Annotated in this window: 18 protein-coding genes; 8 read left to right on the top strand and 10 right to left on the bottom strand. The window is 72.5% G+C overall.

The window, feature by feature from the left end; translation table 11 throughout:
- Positions 1 to 8: 8 nt before the first annotated feature.
- The 4 genes from ACWC2T_RS24140 to ACWC2T_RS24125 are packed head-to-tail and all read right to left on the bottom strand — an operon-like array spanning position 9 to position 4,351.
- Positions 9 to 788, bottom strand: a complete 780-nt coding sequence (locus ACWC2T_RS24140; protein ID WP_450672419.1) for a CDP-alcohol phosphatidyltransferase family protein — start codon at positions 786 to 788, stop codon at positions 9 to 11.
- The gene (locus ACWC2T_RS24135) at positions 766 to 1,827 is read right to left on the bottom strand and encodes an iron-containing alcohol dehydrogenase family protein (protein WP_450672418.1); all 1,062 of its coding nucleotides are present in this window, start codon (positions 1,825 to 1,827) and stop codon (positions 766 to 768) included. The genes ACWC2T_RS24140 and ACWC2T_RS24135 overlap by 23 nt, the downstream gene beginning before the upstream one ends.
- The gene (locus ACWC2T_RS24130) at positions 1,815 to 2,567 is read right to left on the bottom strand and encodes a phosphocholine cytidylyltransferase family protein (RefSeq protein WP_450672417.1); all 753 of its coding nucleotides are present in this window, start codon (positions 2,565 to 2,567) and stop codon (positions 1,815 to 1,817) included. The genes ACWC2T_RS24135 and ACWC2T_RS24130 overlap by 13 nt, the downstream gene beginning before the upstream one ends.
- Positions 2,564 to 4,351: a DUF5941 domain-containing protein gene (locus ACWC2T_RS24125; protein WP_450672416.1), complete on the bottom strand. Its 1,788-nt coding sequence runs from the start codon at positions 4,349 to 4,351 to the stop codon at positions 2,564 to 2,566. The genes ACWC2T_RS24130 and ACWC2T_RS24125 overlap by 4 nt, the downstream gene beginning before the upstream one ends.
- Before the next feature lie 263 nt (positions 4,352 to 4,614).
- Between ACWC2T_RS24125 and galE the strand changes: the two genes are divergently transcribed.
- The 3 genes from galE to idi all read left to right on the top strand — a co-directional run bounded on the left by galE (position 4,615) and on the right by idi (position 7,478).
- Entirely contained in the window at positions 4,615 to 5,586 is a 972-nt protein-coding gene (galE, locus tag ACWC2T_RS24120) for a UDP-glucose 4-epimerase GalE (protein WP_450672415.1), read from the top strand.
- Between the two features lie 179 nt (positions 5,587 to 5,765).
- Positions 5,766 to 6,707 (top strand): cation diffusion facilitator family transporter, encoded by a 942-nt coding sequence (locus ACWC2T_RS24115; RefSeq protein ID WP_450672414.1) that lies wholly within the window; start codon positions 5,766 to 5,768, stop codon positions 6,705 to 6,707.
- 177 nt (positions 6,708 to 6,884) lie between these two features.
- Positions 6,885 to 7,478, top strand: coding sequence for an isopentenyl-diphosphate Delta-isomerase (gene idi / locus ACWC2T_RS24110; protein ID WP_450672413.1), 594 nt, complete (start codon positions 6,885 to 6,887; stop codon positions 7,476 to 7,478).
- A gap of 298 nt (positions 7,479 to 7,776) precedes the next feature.
- Here the strand turns inward: idi and ACWC2T_RS24105 are convergent, their stop codons facing one another.
- Entirely contained in the window at positions 7,777 to 8,271 is a 495-nt protein-coding gene (locus tag ACWC2T_RS24105) for an ATP-binding protein (protein WP_450672481.1), read from the bottom strand.
- 175 nt (positions 8,272 to 8,446) lie between these two features.
- Complete coding sequence (locus ACWC2T_RS24100; protein WP_450672412.1) at positions 8,447 to 9,046, bottom strand: HdeD family acid-resistance protein; 600 nt, start codon at positions 9,044 to 9,046, stop codon at positions 8,447 to 8,449.
- Positions 9,047 to 9,176: 130 nt separating this feature from the next.
- Here ACWC2T_RS24100 and ACWC2T_RS24095 point away from each other — a divergent pair, with 130 nt between their 5' ends.
- The gene (locus ACWC2T_RS24095; protein ID WP_450672411.1) at positions 9,177 to 9,932 is read left to right on the top strand and encodes an enoyl-CoA hydratase/isomerase family protein; all 756 of its coding nucleotides are present in this window, start codon (positions 9,177 to 9,179) and stop codon (positions 9,930 to 9,932) included.
- Here ACWC2T_RS24095 and ACWC2T_RS24090 read toward each other — a convergent pair.
- Together ACWC2T_RS24090 and ACWC2T_RS24085 are read right to left on the bottom strand one after the other, a co-directional pair.
- Complete coding sequence (locus tag ACWC2T_RS24090) at positions 9,919 to 10,554, bottom strand: DJ-1/PfpI family protein (RefSeq protein ID WP_450672410.1); 636 nt, start codon at positions 10,552 to 10,554, stop codon at positions 9,919 to 9,921. The genes ACWC2T_RS24095 and ACWC2T_RS24090 overlap by 14 nt on opposite strands.
- A 193-nt stretch (positions 10,555 to 10,747) precedes the next feature.
- Positions 10,748 to 11,728 (bottom strand): GlxA family transcriptional regulator, encoded by a 981-nt coding sequence (locus ACWC2T_RS24085; protein ID WP_450672409.1) that lies wholly within the window; start codon positions 11,726 to 11,728, stop codon positions 10,748 to 10,750.
- Positions 11,729 to 11,828: 100 nt separating this feature from the next.
- Here ACWC2T_RS24085 and ACWC2T_RS24080 point away from each other — a divergent pair, with 100 nt between their 5' ends.
- The 3 genes from ACWC2T_RS24080 to ACWC2T_RS24070 all read left to right on the top strand — a co-directional run bounded on the left by ACWC2T_RS24080 (position 11,829) and on the right by ACWC2T_RS24070 (position 15,066).
- The gene (locus tag ACWC2T_RS24080; protein ID WP_450672408.1) at positions 11,829 to 11,951 is read left to right on the top strand and encodes a hypothetical protein; all 123 of its coding nucleotides are present in this window, start codon (positions 11,829 to 11,831) and stop codon (positions 11,949 to 11,951) included.
- Positions 11,952 to 12,018: 67 nt separating this feature from the next.
- On the top strand, positions 12,019 to 14,406 hold the full coding sequence (locus ACWC2T_RS24075) for a Tex family protein (protein WP_450672407.1): 2,388 nt from the start codon (positions 12,019 to 12,021) through the stop codon (positions 14,404 to 14,406).
- A 90-nt stretch (positions 14,407 to 14,496) separates the two neighbouring features.
- Entirely contained in the window at positions 14,497 to 15,066 is a 570-nt protein-coding gene (locus tag ACWC2T_RS24070; RefSeq protein WP_450672406.1) for a DinB family protein, read from the top strand.
- A gap of 122 nt (positions 15,067 to 15,188) precedes the next feature.
- On the opposite strand, the gene ACWC2T_RS24065 is transcribed toward ACWC2T_RS24070, so the two are convergent.
- The gene (locus ACWC2T_RS24065; RefSeq protein ID WP_450672405.1) at positions 15,189 to 16,829 is read right to left on the bottom strand and encodes an ABC-F family ATP-binding cassette domain-containing protein; all 1,641 of its coding nucleotides are present in this window, start codon (positions 16,827 to 16,829) and stop codon (positions 15,189 to 15,191) included.
- A 151-nt stretch (positions 16,830 to 16,980) separates the two neighbouring features.
- Entirely contained in the window at positions 16,981 to 18,012 is a 1,032-nt protein-coding gene (locus ACWC2T_RS24060) for an oxidoreductase (RefSeq protein ID WP_450672404.1), read from the bottom strand.
- Positions 18,013 to 18,113: 101 nt separating this feature from the next.
- Here ACWC2T_RS24060 and ACWC2T_RS24055 point away from each other — a divergent pair, with 101 nt between their 5' ends.
- Positions 18,114 to 19,028, top strand: coding sequence for an FAD-dependent oxidoreductase (locus tag ACWC2T_RS24055; protein WP_450672480.1), 915 nt, complete (start codon positions 18,114 to 18,116; stop codon positions 19,026 to 19,028).
- Positions 19,029 to 19,036 lie beyond the last annotated feature (8 nt).

Here is a 19,036-nt window from a genome sequence, read left to right as displayed (position 1 = left end):
GGCCGTACTCACTTCAGCCTGCTGGAGGCGAGGATGGACACCAGGTGCAGCAGGGTCTGCAGCAGGGCGATGCCGGCCAGCACCGCGACACCCAGCCGGGAGAAGAACAGGTCGCCACGCACCTGGTCGGCGATCGCCAGGACCAGGATGAGCAGGGACGCCTCGATGCCGAGGATCAGCCGGTGGAACTTCAGCGCGGCGGCGGCCCGGCGGGCCAGCGCCATGCCGGAGGAGCGCATCTCGGCGGCGGCCTCCTTGACCGGGGGCAGCCCGCCCTGGTGCCGGGCCACGCCGACCAGGTCGGTCTCGGCCTTGATGAGGATGGCGCCGAGCGCGGCCAGCGTGCCGAGGAAGGCCCACAGCCAGTCGATACGGCCGCCGCCCCACAGGTCGGCGGCGCGCAGGCCGAAGCCGGTGAGCACCGCGGCGTCGGTGAGGTAGGCGCCGACGCGGTCGAGATAGACGCCGTTCAGCGAGTACTGCTTCTTCCAGCGCGCGATCTCGCCGTCGACGCAGTCCAGCAGCAGATACATCTGGACGCACACCACGCCGAGCACGGCGCCCCAGATCCCCGGCACGAGCAGTGCCGGGGCCGCGAGCACGCCGAAGACGGTCATCAGGTACGTGAGCTGGTTGGGCGTGACCCTGGTGTTCACCAGGTAGCGGTCGACCCGCAGGGACACCTCGCGCATGTAGAGGCGTCCCATCCAGTGCTCACCGCTGCGCCGGTCCTTGACCCCAGCGGGGTGGACGACCGGACGGAGTTCAGCTACCGATGGCCTTGACATAGTCGGCGTAGATGTCCTTGATCTGGTTCGTCTTGAGGTCGAGGTGTTCGAGGATCGTGTAGCGGCCGGGGCGGGTCTCCGGGGCGAACTCCACGGCGCGGACGAACTCGTCCAGGGTGAAGCCGATCTCCTCCGGCAGCACCGGAAGCCCGTGCCCGCGCAGCACCCCGGCCGTGTGGACCGCCTCCTCGTGCGCCCCGCGCAGGTACATCGCGAAGGCGGCGCCGAGTCCGCACTGTTCGCCGTGGGCGGCGGCCCGCTTGGGGAACAGCAGGTCGAAGGCGTGGTTGATCTCGTGGCAGGAGCCGGAGGACGGGCGGGAGTCACCGGAGATCGACATCGAGATACCGCTGAGGACCAGCGCCTCGGCGAGCACCTGGAGGAAGTCGTTGTCGCCGATGCCGCCGGGGTGGCGCAGCACCGCCTCGCCGGCCTGGCGGGCCATCGCGGCGGCCAGGCCGTCGATCTTCTCGCCGTTGACCCGGTTGGACAGCTCCCAGTCCGCGACCGCGTTGATGTTGGAGATCGCATCGCCGATGCCGGCCCGGACGAAACGGGCCGGGGCCTCGCGGATCACGTCCAGGTCGATGACGACCGCGATGGGGTTCGGCACGCCGTAGGAGCCGCGTCCCGCGTCGTTGTCGAGGGTCGCGACCGGCGAGCACAGTCCGTCGTGCGCGAGGTTCGTCGGTACGGCGACCAGGGGCAGGCCGATGCGCGCCGCGGCGAACTTGGCGCAGTCGATGATCTTGCCGCCGCCGAGCCCGACCACCGCGTCGTAGTGGCCGGACTTCATCTCGCCGGCCAGCCGGATCGCGTCGTCGAGGGTGCCGCCGCCGACCTCGTACCAGCTGGCGCCGGGCAGCGAGGGGGCGATGCGCTCGCGCAGCTTGGCACCGGAGCCGCCGCTGACGGCGACGGCGAGCCGGCCGGACTGCGCGATGCGCTCGTCGGCGAGGACGGCGGCCAGGTCGTCCAGGGCACCCGGGCGGATGTCGACGACGACCGGCGAGGGAATGAGCCGGGTCAGTAGCGGCACGCGATCTCCCGTCCCTTGGCAAGGTCGTCGTGGTTGTCGATCTCGACCCACTGGACGTCGCCGATCGGCGCCACGTCGATCCGGAAGCCGCGGTTGACGAGCTCCTGGTAGCCGTGCTCGTAGAACTGCTGCGGGTCGGTCTCCCAGACCGTCTTCAGCGCGTCGGCCAGCTCCGGGGCGGCGTCGCCCTCGATGAGCGTGACGCCGATGTACTCGCCGGTGGCCTCGGTGGGGTCCATCAGCTTGGTGATCTTCGTCATGCCCTTCTCGGGGTCGACGACGACCTTCATCTCCTCGTCGGCGAGCGACTTCACGGTGTCCAGCGCGAGGATGATCCGCTTGCCCTCACCGCGCGCGGCGAGCAGCGTCTTCTCGACGGAGACCGGGTGGACGGTGTCGCCGTTGGCGAGGATCACGCCGTCCTTGAGGGCGTCACGGCCGCACCACAGGGAGTAGGCGTTGTTCCACTCCTCGGCCTTGTCGTTGTCGATGAGGGTGAGCTTGAGGCCGTACTTCTGCTCCAGGGCCGCCTTGCGCTCGTAGACGGCCTCCTTGCGGTAGCCGACGATGATCGCGACCTCGGTCAGGCCGACCTCGGCGAAGTTGGCGAGGGTGAGGTCCAGCACGGTTGGTTCGCCCTCTATGCCCGCGGGCCCCACCGGCACCAAAGCCTTGGGCAGGGTGTCGGTGTAGGGGCGCAGACGCCGTCCGGCGCCGGCCGCCAGCACGAGGCCGATCATGCGGGTTCTCCTTCGTCGTGTACGGCTGGGGCCCCTGCGGAGACCCAGAAACGGATGCTCTCGACGAGCACCACGAGGGCGACGGCCACGGCGAGGACCGTGAGCGCGACCGTGAACTGCGAGGCGGTGAGCACCGCGGCCAGGACGGTGACGAGCAGCGTCCGCCCCTCGTGCCCCCCGATGACGCGCACCAGCCAGGCTGGGGGCGCTCCGGCGTTGCCGCGGATGCGGTACACCGTGTCGTAGTGATGGTAGGCGACGGCGGCCACCAGACCGAAAGCCGCAGGGAGGGCGCCGTTCACCCCTGCTTTGCCCGCGAGGATGAGGACGGTGCCGTATTCGCCTGCGCGGAAGAGCGGAGGGACCAGCCAGTCCAGGGCGCCCTTGAGGGGGCGCTGCAGCGCCTGTCCCGAGGTGACCGCGTACACGACGGCACCGGCGACGGGCGCCCAGGTCACCCCGGAGAAGAGGGACACCGCGAGGACGGCCGGGCCGGCCAGGGCCAGCGCCGGCGGGGCGCCGAGGGGGGCCTGGGTGATGCGGGCCACGAGCGCGGCGAGCGGGCCGTTGTCGGCGAGGTCCGCCAGCGCCTGCGCCGCCCGGTCCGTGCGCGTCGCCCTCCGCGTCACCGAGCGCAGCACACGCCCGGCCGTGGTGTACGTCGCGGCGAGGGCACAGCCGGCGAGCAGCACGTAGAAGGTGATGCGGGGGGTCGTGGCCGCCGTCAGGACCGCTATCAGCGCCCAGCGCTCGCCGATCGGCAGCACGATCATCCGCCGTGCCCAGACCGTCCAGCCGACGCTGTCCAGCTTGTCGGAGAGGGCGGCGGTGGGGCTGGTGTTGGCGGTGGCGTCGTGGTTGGCCTCGTTGAAGGAGAAGTCGACCACGTGCCGGCAGGTCTGCAGGACCATCGCGCCGAGGGCGAGGGCCCACACGTCGTCGCCGCCCCGGGCCGCGCCGAGGGCGAGGCCGGCGTAGTAGGCGTACTCCTTGGCCCGGTCGAAGGTGGCGTCGAGCCAGGCGCCGAGCGTGGAGTACTTCAGGGCGTAACGGGCGAGCTGGCCGTCGGTGCAGTCCAGGACGAAGGAGGCGATCAGCAGCACACCGGCCGCGACGAAACCGCCCCTGGTGCCGGTGGCCGCGCAGCCCGCCGCGATCAGGGCGGTGAGCAGCGAGGCGGTGGTGACCTGGTTGGGGGTCAGGCCGCGGCGGGCGCACCAGCGGGCGATGTAGCGCGAGTAGGGGCTGATGAAGAACGTGGTGAAGAACCCGTCGCGGGACTTCACGGCCGACTTCAGGCGTACGGCCTCCTCGTCGACGGCGGCGACGGCCTGCCGTGCCTCGTTGCGGGCCTGCGGGTCGGCGGGGACCGCGGCGACGAGGCTGCCCAGCTCCGGCCGGTGCACCTCGCAGCCGTCGGCGTCGAGGGAGGTGATGATGCGGTCGGCGAGGCTGTCCACGGCGAGCGCGGTGCCGCCGCCGGCGGAGGTCTCCCGGGCCACGGCCCGGGTCATCGCCTGCCGGGCGTCCGGCTGGGCGGTGACGGCGCCGGGGATCGCGGAGAGCGGGAAGCGCGGGTCGGTCAGGCCGAGGCGCAGGGCGTGCCGGTGGCCGACGAAGCGGGCGTCGACCAGGGCCACGCGGTCGCCGGTGGGCGCGGCGGCGAGCAGGGTCTCGGCCTCGGCGGGGTCCGCTGCCACCCGGACGTCGAAGCCGAGCGACCGCAGATCGTTCTCCAGGGACGATCCGGGTACCGGCTGACCGGTGACGATGGCCGTCGACAACCGAACTCACTCCCTGGGTGCCGGCGCGATGGAGCCGGTCTCTTGCATGGTGGGGCGCCCTGCCAGCGGCACCCGGGCGGCATGTCGGCAGAGGCTATCGGATGCACGGAAACCCTTGTTCACCGGCCGTTCATGGCCCGGTCCCCGGGGACTGCCCCGGCCTTTGCCGCGATCATCATCGGTGATCCGGGGCCCGGCCCACAAACCCGTCGGCGCAGAACCGGGCAACCGGGACACCTCGCCTGCGCGTAGGGTGGACGACCATGACGTGGCTGATCACCGGCGGTGCCGGATACATCGGGGCGCATGTGGCACGGGCCATGGCCGGCGCCGGGGAGAGAGTCGTGGCGCTGGACGACCTGTCGGCGGCGGTGCCCGCCCGGCTTCCCGCGGACGTCCCGCTCGTTCAGGGCTCGACGCTGGACGGTGAGCTGTTGAAGCGGGTCTTCGCGGAGTACGACGTCACGGGAGTCGTCCATCTCGCGGCGCGCAAGCAGGTGGCCGAGTCGGTGGCCGAGCCCACCCGCTACTACCGGGAGAACGTGGGCGGCCTCGCCACCCTGCTGGACGCGGTCGCCGGGGCCGGGATCCGGCGGCTGGTGTTCTCCTCGTCGGCAGCGGTGTACGGCAACCCGGACGTGGACCTGATCACCGAGGACACCCCGTGCGCGCCGGTGAGCCCCTACGGCGAGACCAAGCTGGCCGGTGAGTGGCTGGTGCGGGCGGCCGGAAAGGCGCACGGAATCTCCACGGTGTGCCTGCGCTATTTCAACGTGGCGGGCGCGGCGGCGCCGGAACTCGCGGACACCGGTGTGTTCAACATCGTGCCGATGGTCTTCGACCGGCTCACCCGCGACGAGGCCCCGCGGATCTTCGGTGACGACTATCCGACGCCGGACGGCACCTGCATCCGCGACTACATCCATGTGGCCGACCTCGCCGAGGCCCACCTCGCCGCGGCGCACCGGCTCGCCGGCGGTGCTGCGTCCGGCGATCTGACGCTGAACATCGGGCGGGGCGAGGGCGTCTCGGTGCGCGAACTGATCACGGTCATCGGGGAGGTCAGCGGCGACCGCCGGGAGCCGCTGGTGGAGCCGCGCCGGCCGGGGGACGCGCCGCGCGCGGTCGCCTCCGCCGAGCGGGCCGCCGAGCAGCTGGGCTGGCGGGCCGGGCGCGGGGTGCGCGAGATGGTGGAGTCGGCCTGGCAGGGCTGGCAGCTGCACCACGGCGGGTGAGCCGCGCCCGAAGGGCCGTTGCCCGAGAGCTCATACGGACGAGCCGTACCCGCCCCTGACCTGCGGAACGTTTCCGCAGGTCAGGGCACATGACAACGGTGTTCAGTGCCGCGTTGCCCCATACCCCCCACCCGTAGTTCACTGGGCCCTGCCGAACGGAAACGGAAAGGGCGGATGTCATGGGGGCAGGGCACGACCACGGGCACGCGCACAACCATGCGCCGCCGACGGGTACGGCCGCGGCAGCGTTCCGGGGCAGGCTGCGGATCGCCCTGGGCATCACGCTCACGATCATGGTGGTGGAGATCGTCGGCGGCCTGGCCGCGGACTCGCTGGCGCTGATCGCGGACGCGGCGCACATGGCGACCGACGGGGTGGGCCTCGGCATGGCCCTGCTGGCGATCCACTTCGCCAACCGCCCGCCGAGCACGAACCGCACCTTCGGCTACGCCCGCGCCGAGATCCTCGCCGCCCTGGCCAACTGTGTGCTGCTGCTCGGGGTCGGCGGATACGTCCTGTACGAGGCCCTCCAGCGGTTCGTGACGCCCGCGGAGACCCGCGGCGGCCTGATGATCGTGTTCGGCCTGATCGGCCTGGTCGCGAACTCGATCTCGCTGACCCTGCTGATGCGCGGGCAGAAGGAGAGCCTGAACGTGCGCGGCGCCTTCCTGGAGGTCGCCGCCGACGCGCTGGGCTCGTTCGCGGTGCTGGTCTCGGCGGCGGTCATCCTGACCACCGGCTGGCAGCGCGCCGACCCGGTCGCCTCGCTGGTCATCGGCGTGATGATCGTGCCGAGGACGCTGAAGCTGCTGCGCGAGACGCTGGACGTGCTGCTGGAGGCGGCCCCGAAGAACGTCGACATGGACGAGGTGCGGGCACACATCCTGGCGCTGGACGGCGTGGAGGACGTACACGACCTGCACGCGTGGACGATCACCTCCGGGATGCCGGTGCTCTCGGCGCATGTGGTGGTCAGCTCGGACGTGCTCAGCGCCGTCGGCCACGAGAAGCTGCTGCACGAACTGCAGGGCTGCCTCGGCGACCACTTCGACGTGGAGCACTGCACCTTCCAGCTGGAGCCGAGCGGGCACGCCGAGCACGAGGCCCGGCTGTGCCACTGACAATGCGCACTGGTGTTCGACACCCGTCGTGGACGGTTCCGTGATCTCCGGATCGGGCACGATGATCTACCGGGTCCGCCTTCCGGCGCCGCGCCGCGCGCGACGTGCGGGGAAGTGCCGGGAGTGCCGGATTCGTACGGCAGACTTGGGGTGCGAAGACCGAGGCGAAGGATGGGTATGCCGATCACACCTGCCACCGCGACGCACAGCCCGTCGAATGGCACCGCAGAGGCGATTTTGCTGGAACTGGTCGACGAGAAGGGTGTGACGATCGGCACGGCGGAGAAGCTCGCCGCCCACCAGCCGCCCGGGCAGCTGCACCGCGCGTTCTCGGTGTTCCTCTTCGACGAGCAGGGCCGGCTGCTGCTCCAGCAGCGGGCGCTCGGCAAGTACCACTCCCCCGGCGTGTGGTCCAACACCTGCTGCGGCCACCCGTACCCGGGCGAGGCGCCGTTCGCCGCCGCGGCCCGGCGCACGTTCGAGGAGCTCGGCGTGTCGCCCTCGCTGCTGGCGGAGGCGGGCACGGTCCGCTACAACCACCCGGACCCGGCCTCGGGCCTGGTCGAGCAGGAGTACAACCACCTGTTCGTCGGTCTGGTGCAGGCGCGGCTCGCGCCGGACCCGGAGGAGGTCGGCCAAACCGCGTTCGTGACGGCCGCCGAGCTCGCCGAGCGGCACGCCCGCGACCCCTTCTCGGCCTGGTTCATGACCGTCCTGGACGCGGCCCGTCCGGCGATCAGAGAGCTGACGGGCCCGGCCGCGGGCTGGTGAGCCGTCCACGACAGCATGCGGGTCCGGGGCGCCGCCACGGCGTCGGCGGGCCTGCGCGGTTCAGCGGTCGCATCGGGCTGCGCGCCCGCAGCAGCTCCGCGGGCCTGCCGTGCTACGACAGCGCCGGCCGGCCTGGGCGGTTGGGCAGTCTCGCGTGCCCGCGCGGTTCGACAGTCTCGCGGGCCTGCGACTCCGAGGCGGCTCGCGACAACGCCACGGGCTTCAGCGGCGCCTCTGTGGCAACATCGCAGGCTTCTGAGCCGGCTCTACGGCAACATCGCGGCCTTCTGAGCCGGCTCTACGGCAGCGTCGCGGGCTTGAGCGGGAGGGCGGCCCAGATCACCTTGCCGCCGCTCGCGGTGTGCTCGACGTCGACCGTCCCACCCGCCTCCCGCGCCACCTCGCGGACCAGGAGCAAGCCCCGGCCGCCGGTCTGACCGTGGTCGGCCTCCAGGGCGGTCGGACGGTAGGGGTGGTTGTCCTCCACGGACACCCGCACCCACTCGGCTCCGACCGCGACCTCCACGGCCAGCATCGGCGACAGCAGCGCCGCGTGCCGTACCGCGTTGGTGACCAGCTCGGAGACGATCAGCAGCAGGCCGTACACCAGCTCGTCGGAGACCGGCACGCCCTGGCGCAGCAGCAGGTCCCGTACGGCGTGCCGGGCCTGCGGGACCGAGGCGTCCACCGCGGCGGCGGTGAACCGCCAGACGCCTTCGTACGGCAGTGGATCGGGCGGCCGTTCGGCGCCCCCCGCTGGGCGCGGCCCGTCACCGCGCCCGTGGTTGTCCATCGTCCGGTCGCCACCCTCGCGCTCGATTGTCACCACACGTCGAGTGTTGGTAACGAACCGCTCCGGCCCGAAGGCCTGAACACAAGTCAGCGGGTATCGAACGGTTTCTGACCGAGTGCGTATGACACGGTCACGTGTGGGGACTGTTCCTGTCGCCCGGACGCCGGTTCGCGAACTAGTCGGGTGGTACGGGTTTGGGCTGCCCCTCTTCGGAGACGAGACCGACGATACGGCGCCCGCCGTAGCCGGTGGCCACGAGGCCGAGGCCGTCGAAGAGGAGGGCGAGCGAGAAGAACGCCCCGATGACGTACTGACTGCTGCTCGGCCAGGAGCCGAGGACCAGGATCCCGAGCAGCAGGTCGAAGGCGCCGAGCAGCAGGGTCCAGCCCAGCTGCGGTCCGCGCACGACCAGGCCGCCGACCAGCCGGAACAAGCCCGCGGAGAGGAACAGCAGCGCGGCGAACATGGTGAGCGCGGCGGCCGCGGCGTGCGGCAGGCGGATGACGACGACGCCGGCCGCGATGTTCAGGGCGGCGACGATGACACCGAGCCAGAAGAAGCTGGTGCCGCGGGCCTGGACGGCGTGCAGCAGCCCCACGATGCCGCCGATCAGCAGCAGCCAGCCGAACAGCAGCATCGAGGTGAGCGTGGCGGCCGCGGTGTAGACGAGTCCGACGATCCCGGCGAGCACGAGGAGCACACCGAGCGCGGTGAGCCAGCTGAAGCCGCGGTGGAGTCTCGTCGCGCTGTCCCTGCGTGTGCCGGCCCTGGCCATGGCCACCTCCTCGGTCCACGCCGTTCGCCACCCCCCTCCCTTTTTGTCCCCATTGGCCGGGTTTCGTAACGCACCGCATCTGCCGACCCGCGCTCTCCGTACCGACCGGAGCCCCCGATACGATCCGCGCATGGAGCCCCAGCTGTCGCACCGCATCGAAGGCGCTGTCGCCACCGTCGTCATCCGCAACCCGGCCAAGCGCAACGCCATGACCGCCGCGATGTGGCGGGCCCTGCCGCCGCTGCTTCAGGAGTTGGCGCGCGACCCCGGCGTACGGGCGCTGGTGCTCACCGGTGAGGGCGGGACCTTCTGCGCGGGCGCGGACATCAGCACGCTCCAGGGCTCCCCGGAGGAGGCGCAGGGACTCGCCGTGGCCGCCGAGCAGGCGCTCGCCGCGTTCCCCAAGCCGAGCGTGGCCGCCGTGCGCGGACACTGCGTGGGCGGCGGGGCACAGCTCGCCGCGGCCTGCGACCTACGGCTGGCGGAGGAGGGCGCGCTGTTCGGGGTGACGCCGGCGCGGCTCGGCATCGTCTATCCGGCCTCCTCGACCCGCCGGCTGGTGTCGCTGGTGGGTCCGGCCACCGCCAAGTACCTGTTGTTCACGGCTGAGTTGATCGACTCCGGCCGGGCGCTGGCCACCGGACTGGTGGACGAGGTGCTGCCGGAGGGCGAACTGGGCAAGCGAGTCGCGGAGTTGGCCCGGATCCTGGTCTCCCGCTCCCAGCTCACCCAGGCCGCCGCGAAGGAGTTCGCGGCCGGCCGTACCGACCGGGACGCCCACTGGGCGCAGCAGGCCCGCGGCAATCCCGACACCTCGGAAGGGGTCGCCGCGTTCCTGGAGCGCCGGCAGCCGCGCTTCACGTGGAACGTGGCTACGTCAGGATGAAGCGGCTCCGAGCACGCAACCGCTCGACGAGGTGGGCGGGGGCCTTGTGCGGGGCCCCGGCGGCGTAGGGCGGCTGCGGGTCGTACTCCGTGGCGAGTTGGACGGCCTGGGCGTGCTCGTCACCGGCGATGCGGCCGGACAGAGTGAGGGCCATGTCGATGCCGGCGGAGACACCGGCTGCGGTGACGTACTTCCCGTCCGACACCACCCGCTCCTGCGCCGGCTCGGCGCCGAACCGCTTCAGCTGGTCGAGCGCCAGCCAGTGCGAGGTCGCGCGGCGCCCGTCGAGGAGGCCTGCGGCGGCCAGCAGCAGCGAGCCCGTGCACACCGAGGTCGTCCATGTGCTGGTGGCGTCGACGACGCGAAGCCAGTCCAGCAGAGGCCGGTGTTCCATCAGCCCGCTCTGACCCGGCCCGCCCGGTACGACCACGATGTCGGGGCGCGTGACCTCGCCGAGCGACCGGTCGGCGACGACTCCGAGCGCCCGGGTGTCGGTACGCACGGGACCGGTGCGCTCGGCGACGAACACGGTCTCGGCACCGGGAAGGCGGGAGAGGATCTCGTACGGGCCGACGGCGTCGAGGGCGGTGAACCGGTCGTAGACGACGATGGCGATCTGCATGGCGTGTCCCTTCGGTGATCGAAACGGCGTCGCCCGGCGAGTCCCAACGGGCGACAGCGGGGCGGAAGCCGTGACGAGGGCTGACGGGGTTCAGTGGGCGAGGCGGCGGCGCGCGGCGGGGGCGTGAGCGCTCACGATCGTCGGCGGCCGGGAATCAGTCGGCAATCACGGTGAGCAGCACCAGCGCCCGGAATCAGTGGGTCATGGCCGGGCGGAAGCGGCGGCGGTACTCGGCCGGGGCCGTGCCGAGGGTCTTCACGAAGGCGCGTCGCATGGCCTCGGGGGTGCCGTAGCCGCTGGCGCGTGCGACCTCCTCGATGGTGTCGCGGGTGTCCTCCAGCAGGCGGCGGGCGTGTTCCAGGCGGACCCGGTCGACGTACCGGCCGGGGGTCATGCCGGTCTCCTCCCGGAAGGCACGCGCGAAGTGGCGCGGGGAAAGGCGGGCGCGGGCGGCGAGCGCATCGACGGTCAGGTCGCCCGCCGGATGCTCGGTGATCCAGCGCTGGACCTCCCGCAGCGGTGCGCGCTGCGCGGTCTGCGCGGCGAGCTGAGCACTGAACTGCGCCTGGTTGCCGGGCCGGCGCAGGAAGACCACCAGGTGCCGGGCGACGGCGAGCGCGACGTCCCGGTCCAGGTCCTCTTCGACCAGGGCGAGGGCCAGGTCGATGCCGGAGGTGACCCCGGCCGAGGTGGCGACGGGCCCGTCCCGGACGTAGATGGGTTCCGGATCCACGGCGACCGCCGGGTGGTCCCGGGCGAGCTTGTCGCAGTAGGCCCAGTGGGTCGTCGCCCGGCGGCCGTCGAGGAGACCGGCGGCGGCGACCGGGATGGCGCCCGTGCACACCGAGACCAGACGCGGGACGCGCGGTCCGCGCTCGCGCAGCCAGGCGATCAGCCGCGGATCGGGATCGCGCGTGCCCTCGCCGCCGGGCACCAGCAGGGTGTGCGGGTCGGCGGCAGCGGTGAGCGCCTCGTCGGGTACGACGGTCAGGCCGCTGGAGGTGCGCACCGGGCCGCCGTCCAGGGAGGCCGTACGGATCCGATACGTGCCCGGCGTGTGCTTCTCGGCGCCCGTGAACACCTCGAGCGGCCCGGTGACGTCGAGGCTCTGGACGCCGTCGAAGAGGACGAAGAGGAGGGTTCGCCGAGCCCTGCCCTCGATGCGCTGCGTCATGGCCTCGATTCTTCGCCGCCGGGTGCATGGCTGCAATGACGTGTTTCCCACCTTTTCTGCCATCAGGGCATGGGAGCCGGTCGCTGAGTCACCCGGAGCCGTGGCCACAGTGGCCGCGCTGCCGTTCCGGGCCGTGGCCCGGCCGTTCGGGCGGGACCTCGTCGAGCGCGGGCGGGAGCCGGGCCCGAGAAACGACGGGCGGCCCGCCGGGGTGCCGCCCTGATCCCCGGTTGTCGGTGTCACCTGCCACAATTGCCGCGCAACCTCAGTGGAGAAGGCGGTACGGGATCGTGACGACACCCGGGTCCATCGAAGCAGGATCCATCGAAGGCAGGATCGCCGAGGAACTCGGCGTACGGGAGCGGCAGGTGAAGGCCGCGGTGGAACTGCTCGACGGCGGTTCGACGGTGCCCTTCATCGCCCGCTACCGCAAGGAAGCGACCGAGATGCTCGACGACGCGCAGCTGCGCACGATCGAGGAGCGGCTGCGCTATCTGCGGGAGCTGGAGGAGCGGCGGACCGCGATCCTGGAGTCGGTGCGCGAGCAGGGCAAGCTGACCGCGGAGCTGGAGGCCCGTATCCGCGGTGCCGAGACCAAGGCGCGGCTGGAGGACATCTACCTCCCGTACAAGCCCAAGCGGCGCACCAAGGCGCAGATCGCGCGCGAGGCGGGCCTGGAGCCGCTGGCCGAGGGCCTGCTGGGCGACCCGACGGTGGAGCCGCTGGCGGCTGCCGCCGCGTTCGTGGACGCCGACAAGGGCGTCGCCGACCCACAGGCCGCCCTGGAGGGCGCGCGGGCCATCCTCACCGAGCGGTTCTCGGAGGACGCCGACCTGATCGGTGAGCTGCGCGAGCGCATGTGGGTGCGCGGGCGGCTGGCCGCGAAGGTGCGGGAGGGCAAGGAGGAGGCGGGCGCGAAGTTCGCCGACTACTTCGACTTCGCGGAGCCGTTCACCGAGCTGCCCTCGCACCGGATCCTGGCGATGCTGCGCGGGGAGAAGGAGGAGGTCCTGGACCTCGTCCTGGAGCCCGAGGAGCCCACGGAGGGTCCGTCCTCGTACGAGGGAATCGTGGCGCGCCGGTTCGGGATCGCCGACCGGGGCCGCCCCGCCGACAAGTGGCTGACGGACACGGTCCGCTGGGCCTGGCGCACCCGCATCCTCGTCCACCTCGGCATCGACCTGCGCCTCAGGCTGCGGACGGCCGCCGAGGACGAGGCGGTGAACGTCTTCGCGGCGAACCTGCGCGACCTGCTGCTGGCCGCCCCGGCCGGCACGCGCGCGACGCTGGGCCTGGACCCCGGTTTCCGTACGGGCGTGAAGGTCGCCGTGGTCGACGCGACCGGCAAGGTCGTCGCCACGGACGTGATCTACCCGCACGTCCCGGCGAACAAGTGGGACGAGGCCCTCGCCAAGCTGGCCCGGCTCGCGAAGGAGCACGCGGTGGAGCTGATCGCGATCGGCAACGGCACGGCCTCCCGCGAGACCGACAAGCTCGCCGGCGAACTGATCACCAGGCACCCGGAGTTGAAGCTCACCAAGGTGATGGTGTCCGAGGCGGGCGCGTCGGTGTACTCGGCCTCGCAGTACGCCTCGCAGGAGCTGCCGGACATGGACGTGTCGCTGCGCGGCGCCGTCTCCATCGCCCGGCGGCTGCAGGACCCGCTGGCCGAGCTGGTGAAGATCGACCCGAAGTCCATCGGCGTCGGCCAGTACCAGCACGACCTGTCCGAGGTGAAGCTGTCCCGCTCGCTGGACGCGGTCGTGGAGGACTGTGTGAACGGCGTCGGCGTGGACGTCAACACGGCGTCCGTGCCGCTGCTGTCGCGGGTGTCGGGCATCTCCTCCGGTCTCGCCGAGAACATCGTGGCGCACCGGGACGCCAACGGCCCGTTCACCTCCCGCGGGGAGCTGAAGAAGGTGGCGCGGCTCGGCCCGAAGGCGTACGAGCAGTGCGCGGGCTTCCTACGCATCCGCGGCGGCGCCGACCCGCTGGACGCCTCCAGCGTGCACCCCGAGGCCTACCCGGTGGTCCGCCGCATGGTGAAGACCACCGGCCAGGAGGTCGCCTCCCTCATCGGCAACACCGGTGTGCTGCGCTCCCTGAAGCCTGCCGACTTCGTGGACGGCACGTTCGGTCTGCCGACCGTGACGGACATCCTGAAGGAGCTGGAGAAGCCGGGCCGCGACCCGCGTCCCGCGTTCAGGACGGCCACCTTCAAGGAGGGCGTGGAGAAGATCTCCGACCTGTCCCCCGGGATGATCCTGGAGGGCGTGGTGACGAACGTGGCCGCGTTCGGCGCGTTCGTCGACGTCGGTGTCCACCAGGACGGCCTGGTGCATGTCTCGGCGATGTCCAGGACGTTCGTCAAGGACCCGCGCGATGTCGCCAAGCCCGGTGACATCGTCAAGGTGAAGGTCCTCGACGTGGACATCCCGCGCAAGCGGATCGCGCTGACCCTGCGTCTGGACGACGAGGCCGCGCCGCAGGGACAGGGCGGCGGCCGGCAGCAGCGCGGCGGCGGCCCGCGGCCGCCCCAGCAGCGGCAGGGCGGCGGCCAGGGCCGGCGTGAGGGCCGCGGCGGCGACCGGGGCGGCCGTCAGGCCGCGCCGCCCGCCAACAGCGCGATGGCCGACGCACTGCGCCGCGCGGGCCTGCTGGACCCGAAGAAGCGCTGACCGACCGGGGGCCGGAGCCACGCGGCCCCGGCCCCCGGCGCACGGAAAAGTCCGAGCGGCACCGATCCCCGGACCGAGAGACTTTCCTCCATGACGGATCTCAAGGACGACCTCCGGGTGTATCTCCAGGACGCCCGCGACGTGCTGGTGTGGAAGCTGGACGGCCTGCCGGAGTACGACATCCGGCGCCCCCTCACGCCCACCGGCACCAACCTGCTGGGCCTGGTCAAGCACCTGGCCGGCGCCGAGGCGCTGTACTTCGGCACGGCCTTCGGCCGGCCCTTCGCCGGTACGGCGTTGTGGATCGGCGGCGCCGCGGAGCCGGACGCCGACCTGTGGGCGCGGGCCGACGAGTCCCGTGAGGACATCGTCGGCCTGTACCGGCGGGCCTGCGCCCACTCGGACGAGACGATCGCGGCGCTGCCCCTGGACACGCTCGGCCGGGTGCCGGGCGCGCCGAAGGAGACGACGCTGCACCGGAGCCTGACCCACATGATCGCCGAGACCCAGCGGCACGCCGGCCACGCCGACATCGTGCGGGAGCTGATCGACGGGGCGGTGGGGCAGCGGCCGGACGGCCCGAATGTCGCGCCGCACGACCCGGAGCACCTCGGCCGGGTCGAGCGAGCGGCGAAGGAGGCCGCCGCGCGCCACTCGTGAGCCGGCAGGCAGTGCCCCGAAGAGGCCGGGGGCCGGATCTGTACGCGGCCCCGCCGCGTGGGCGCGACCAGCCACGACGGTGCCGGACGAACGACGGCACATCGCGGGCCCCCGGCGGAGCGCTACCGCTCCGCCACCTTCCCGTCCGCCACCTCCAGCCGCCGGGTCACCCGGACCGCGTCCAGCATGCGCCGGTCGTGGGTGACCAGGAGCAGGGTGCCCTCGTAGGAGTCGAGGGCGGACTCCAGCTGTTCGATGGCGGGCAGGTCGAGGTGGTTCGTCGGCTCGTCCAGGACGAGGAGGTTCACTCCCCGGCCCTGGAGCAACGCCAGGGCGGCGCGGGTGCGTTCGCCCGGGGAGAGGGTCGCGGCGGGGCGCAGGACGTGGTCGGACTTCAGGCCGAACTTGGCGAGCAGGGTGCGGACGTCGACCGGCTCGGTGTCGGGGACGGCCGCGCAGAACACGTCCAGCAGGGCCTCGGGGCCGTGGAAGAGCCCCCGGGCCTGGTCGACCTCGCCGACCAGGACGCCGGAGCCGAGCGCCGAGTGCCCCGAGTCGAGCGGGACACGGCCGAGCAGCACGCCCAGCAGGGTGGACTTTCCGGCGCCGTTGGCCCCGGTGACCGCGACCCGGTCCGCCCAGTCGATCTGCAGGGACACCGGCCCGAAGGTGAAGTCGCCGCGCCGGACCTCGGCGTCCCGCAGGGTCGCCACGACCGCGCCGGAGCGCGGGGCGGCGGCGATCTCCATGCGCAGTTCCCACTCCTTGCGCGGCTCCTCGACCGCCTCCAGGCGCTCGATCATGCGCTGGGTCTGCCGTGCCTTGGCCGCCTGCTTCTCGCTGGCCTCGCTGCGGAACTTGCGGCCGATCTTGTCGTTGTCGTTGCCGGCCTTGCGCCGGGCGTTCTTCACACCCTTGTCCATCCAGGCCCGCTGCGTCTGCGCGCGCTCCTGGAGAGCGGCTCTCTTGTCGGCGTACTCCTCGTAGTCCTCGCGCGCGTGCCGACGGGCCACCTCGCGCTCCTCCAGATAGGCGTCGTAGCCGCCGCCGTAGAGGTTGATCTGCCGCTGGGCCAGGTCGAGTTCGAGGACCTTGGTGACCGTGCGGGTGAGGAACTCGCGATCGTGGCTGACGACGACCGTGCCGGCGCGCAGGCCGGTGACGAACCGTTCCAGGCGCTCCAGGCCGTCGAGGTCGAGGTCATTGGTGGGCTCGTCGAGAAGGAAGACGTCGTACCGGGACAGCAGGAGCGAGGCGAGCCCGGCGCGGGCCGCCTGGCCGCCGGACAGCGAGGTCATCGGCTGGTCCAGGTCCACGGCGAGACCAAGTGAGTCGGCGACGTCCTCCGCGCGCTCGTCCAGATCGGCGCCGCCGAGGCCGAGCCAGCGCTCCAGTGCGGTCGCGTAGGCGTCGTCGGCGCCGGATGCCCCGTCCACGAGTGCCTGCGTTGCCTCGTCCATGACGCGCTGGGCCTCGGCGACACCCGTGCGGCGGGCCAGGAACTCCCGGACGGTCTCCCCCGGCCTGCGCTCCGGCTCCTGCGGCAGATGTCCGACGGTCGCGGCCGGCGGGGACAGCCTCAGCTCGCCCTGTTCGGGCGGGGTGAGTCCGGCGAGCAGCTTCAGCAGGGTGGACTTGCCCGCGCCATTGGCACCGACGAGACCGATCACGTCGCCGGGCGCGACGACGAGGTCCAGCCCGGAGAAGAGGGAGCGGTCGCCGTGCCCGGCGGCGAGGTCCTTGGCGACGAGGGTGGCAGTCATCAGGACGCCGATCCTAACGGCCCCGGCACAGCACCTCAGCACCATTTCCCCCTGGCCGGCCCCCCATCCCAGCTCCCCGGTTCCCCGGTGAGCCGGCCACACATCTCACGCCCCGGGTGGGGGCGGCCCCGTTTTCCAGTGGGCCCCCATCTCAGCTCCGTCTTCCGCCGGTGACCGGCGCCGTGCGTACTCCTCCTGTCGTGCGGGCCACGAGGTATGCCTCTCCCTTGACCGCCCGCGGGTCCAACGGGACGCGGTGCCGGCCGGGCTCCAGGACGCCGTCGAACACCTCGCGGGTGTGGGTGCGGTAGAGCCGGTCGAGGCGGTAGGCGGTGATCCGTACCCGGCACGCCGAGGTGACCTCGACGTCCGCGCTGCTTCCGGCTGCGGTCAGCCCCACCAGCCGGCGCTGCGGGAGCGGGCTGCGGTCGAGAGCGTGCTCGATCTGGGCGACCAGCAGTGGCACGATCGGGGCCAGGCCGTCCACGCGGGCGATGTCGACCCCGGCGCGCTCGAACGCCTCGACCACGGCGGCTCGTTCCTGCTCGTCGACCGCGCGGCCGAAGGCGACCGCGCCGTAACCGCGCAGTTCCTCGGCGGGGACGGTCCGGGCGTCCTGGGTGATGTCGGCGCCGATGCCGATGGTCCGCAGCGCGGCGGCCAGCTTGGCGAGGACCGCGACCCGGGCACCGATCAGCAGAACGCGGCGGCGGGGCGCGGCGGAGCCCTCCATCAGGGCGCCGAGTGCGGCTCGGTACTCGGCGCCCTGGAAGCGGAACGGCCCTATGCCGTGGTAGCCGTTCAGCTGGAGGTCGGCGTGTTCGTCCGTCTGCCAGGCGAAGTCCCGCCAGATGTAGTCCTCGCCGTCGCGCTCGATGACGGCGGTGACCGCCCCGCAGCCCAGGTCCTCGCACTCGGGGCAGCCGTAGATGACGAACCGGCCGTCGGGGAGCGGCGGTTCGGCCTCCAGGAGCAGTGCGCGCACCTGCGCGGTGAAGATGGCGGGCGGGACGTCCGAGGCGAGCGGGGAGACGGCGTCCAGGTCGGACAGCCGGAAGAGCAATGGACGGCCGTCCACGACGAAGTCGACGAAGTCGCGGTGGACCTGGTAGCCGCCGTCGGCGAGCACACCGCCGGCGCGGATCGCCGGTGCCAGGTCGAAGGTCGCGTATGCGGCAGACATGCTGTGAGTATCCCCACAGAGGCACCGATGTGAGCGCAGCATGACAGAGTCGTCCGGACAGGGCCTATCGTCCTGGCGTGGACAGCGAGCCGAGTGACGAAGTGATCGTGGTCGGGAGCGGGGTCGCCGGGCTGACGACGGCCGTGGTCCTGGCGGAGTCCGGGCGCCGGGTGCGGGTGTGGGCGCGGGAGCCCGCCGAACGTACGACCTCGGCGGTCGCGGGCGGCCTGTGGTGGCCGTACCGCATCGAACCCGAGCCCCTGGTGGGTGCGTGGGCGCTCGCGTCCCTCGCCGTGTACGAGGAGTTGGCGCACCGGCCGGAGGAGACGGGCGTACGCCTGGTCGACGGCGTACACCAAGGGACCCGGCTGGACGAACTGGGCACCTGGGCGGGCCGGGTGCCGGGACTGCGGGCGGCGGGCGGCGGTCTCGCGGCGCGGCTGCCGGTGATCGACATGCCGGTGCATCTGGCGTGGCTGCGGGAGCGGCTGGCGAAGGCGGGAGGCGTGGTCGAGGCGCGCGAGGTGACGGACCTCGCCGCGGTGCCCGCGCCGGTCGTGGTCAACTGCACGGGCCTGGGCGCGCGTTCGCTGGTGCCGGACCCGGCGGTGCGTCCGGTGCGCGGGCAGCTGGTGGTCGTGGCGAACCCGGGGATCAGCACCTGGTTCACCGCCGTCGACCACTCCTCCGCCGCCTCCACCTACTTCATCCCGCAGCCGGGCGGCCTGCTGCTCGGTGGTACGGCGGAGGAGGACGACTGGTCCCTGGAGCCGGACCCGGCCACCGCCAGGGCGATCGTGGCCCGGTGCGCGGCGGTCCGGCCGGAGATCGCCCAGGCGCGGGTGCTGGACCACCGGGTGGGGCTGCGGCCGGCCCGGGACGCGGTGCGTCTGGAGAGGCAGCCGCTGCCCGGCGGACGCGCGTTGGTGCACAACTACGGCCATGGCGGGGCTGGGATCACCGTGGCGTGGGGCTGTGCCCGGGAGGCGGCCGGGTTGGCGTTCCCGGCCACCTGACTGCCGCG

It is taken from the genome of Streptomyces sp. NPDC001393, from assembly GCF_053597455.1.
This window is presented reverse-complemented; position numbering and strand designations above follow the sequence as displayed.

Bases quoted from the DNA above. Each gene is read 5' to 3' on its own strand.
- ACWC2T_RS24140 (WP_450672419.1), bottom strand. From the start codon at position 788: ATGTCAAGGCCATCGGTAGCTGAACTCCGTCCGGTCGTCCACCCCGCT.
- ACWC2T_RS24100 (WP_450672412.1), bottom strand. From the start codon at position 9,046: ATGGCCAGGGCCGGCACACGCAGGGACAGCGCGACGAGACTCCACCGC.
- ACWC2T_RS24130 (WP_450672417.1), bottom strand. From the start codon at position 2,567: ATGATCGGCCTCGTGCTGGCGGCCGGCGCCGGACGGCGTCTGCGCCCC.
- galE (WP_450672415.1), top strand. From the start codon at position 4,615: ATGACGTGGCTGATCACCGGCGGTGCCGGATACATCGGGGCGCATGTG.
- ACWC2T_RS24085 (WP_450672409.1), bottom strand. From the start codon at position 11,728: ATGACGCAGCGCATCGAGGGCAGGGCTCGGCGAACCCTCCTCTTCGTC.
- ACWC2T_RS24090 (WP_450672410.1), bottom strand. From the start codon at position 10,554: ATGCAGATCGCCATCGTCGTCTACGACCGGTTCACCGCCCTCGACGCC.
- ACWC2T_RS24070 (WP_450672406.1), top strand. From the start codon at position 14,497: ATGACGGATCTCAAGGACGACCTCCGGGTGTATCTCCAGGACGCCCGC.
- ACWC2T_RS24060 (WP_450672404.1), bottom strand. From the start codon at position 18,012: ATGTCTGCCGCATACGCGACCTTCGACCTGGCACCGGCGATCCGCGCC.
- ACWC2T_RS24115 (WP_450672414.1), top strand. From the start codon at position 5,766: ATGGGGGCAGGGCACGACCACGGGCACGCGCACAACCATGCGCCGCCG.
- ACWC2T_RS24105 (WP_450672481.1), bottom strand. From the start codon at position 8,271: ATGGACAACCACGGGCGCGGTGACGGGCCGCGCCCAGCGGGGGGCGCC.
- idi (WP_450672413.1), top strand. From the start codon at position 6,885: ATGCCGATCACACCTGCCACCGCGACGCACAGCCCGTCGAATGGCACC.
- ACWC2T_RS24095 (WP_450672411.1), top strand. From the start codon at position 9,177: ATGGAGCCCCAGCTGTCGCACCGCATCGAAGGCGCTGTCGCCACCGTC.
- ACWC2T_RS24065 (WP_450672405.1), bottom strand. From the start codon at position 16,829: ATGACTGCCACCCTCGTCGCCAAGGACCTCGCCGCCGGGCACGGCGAC.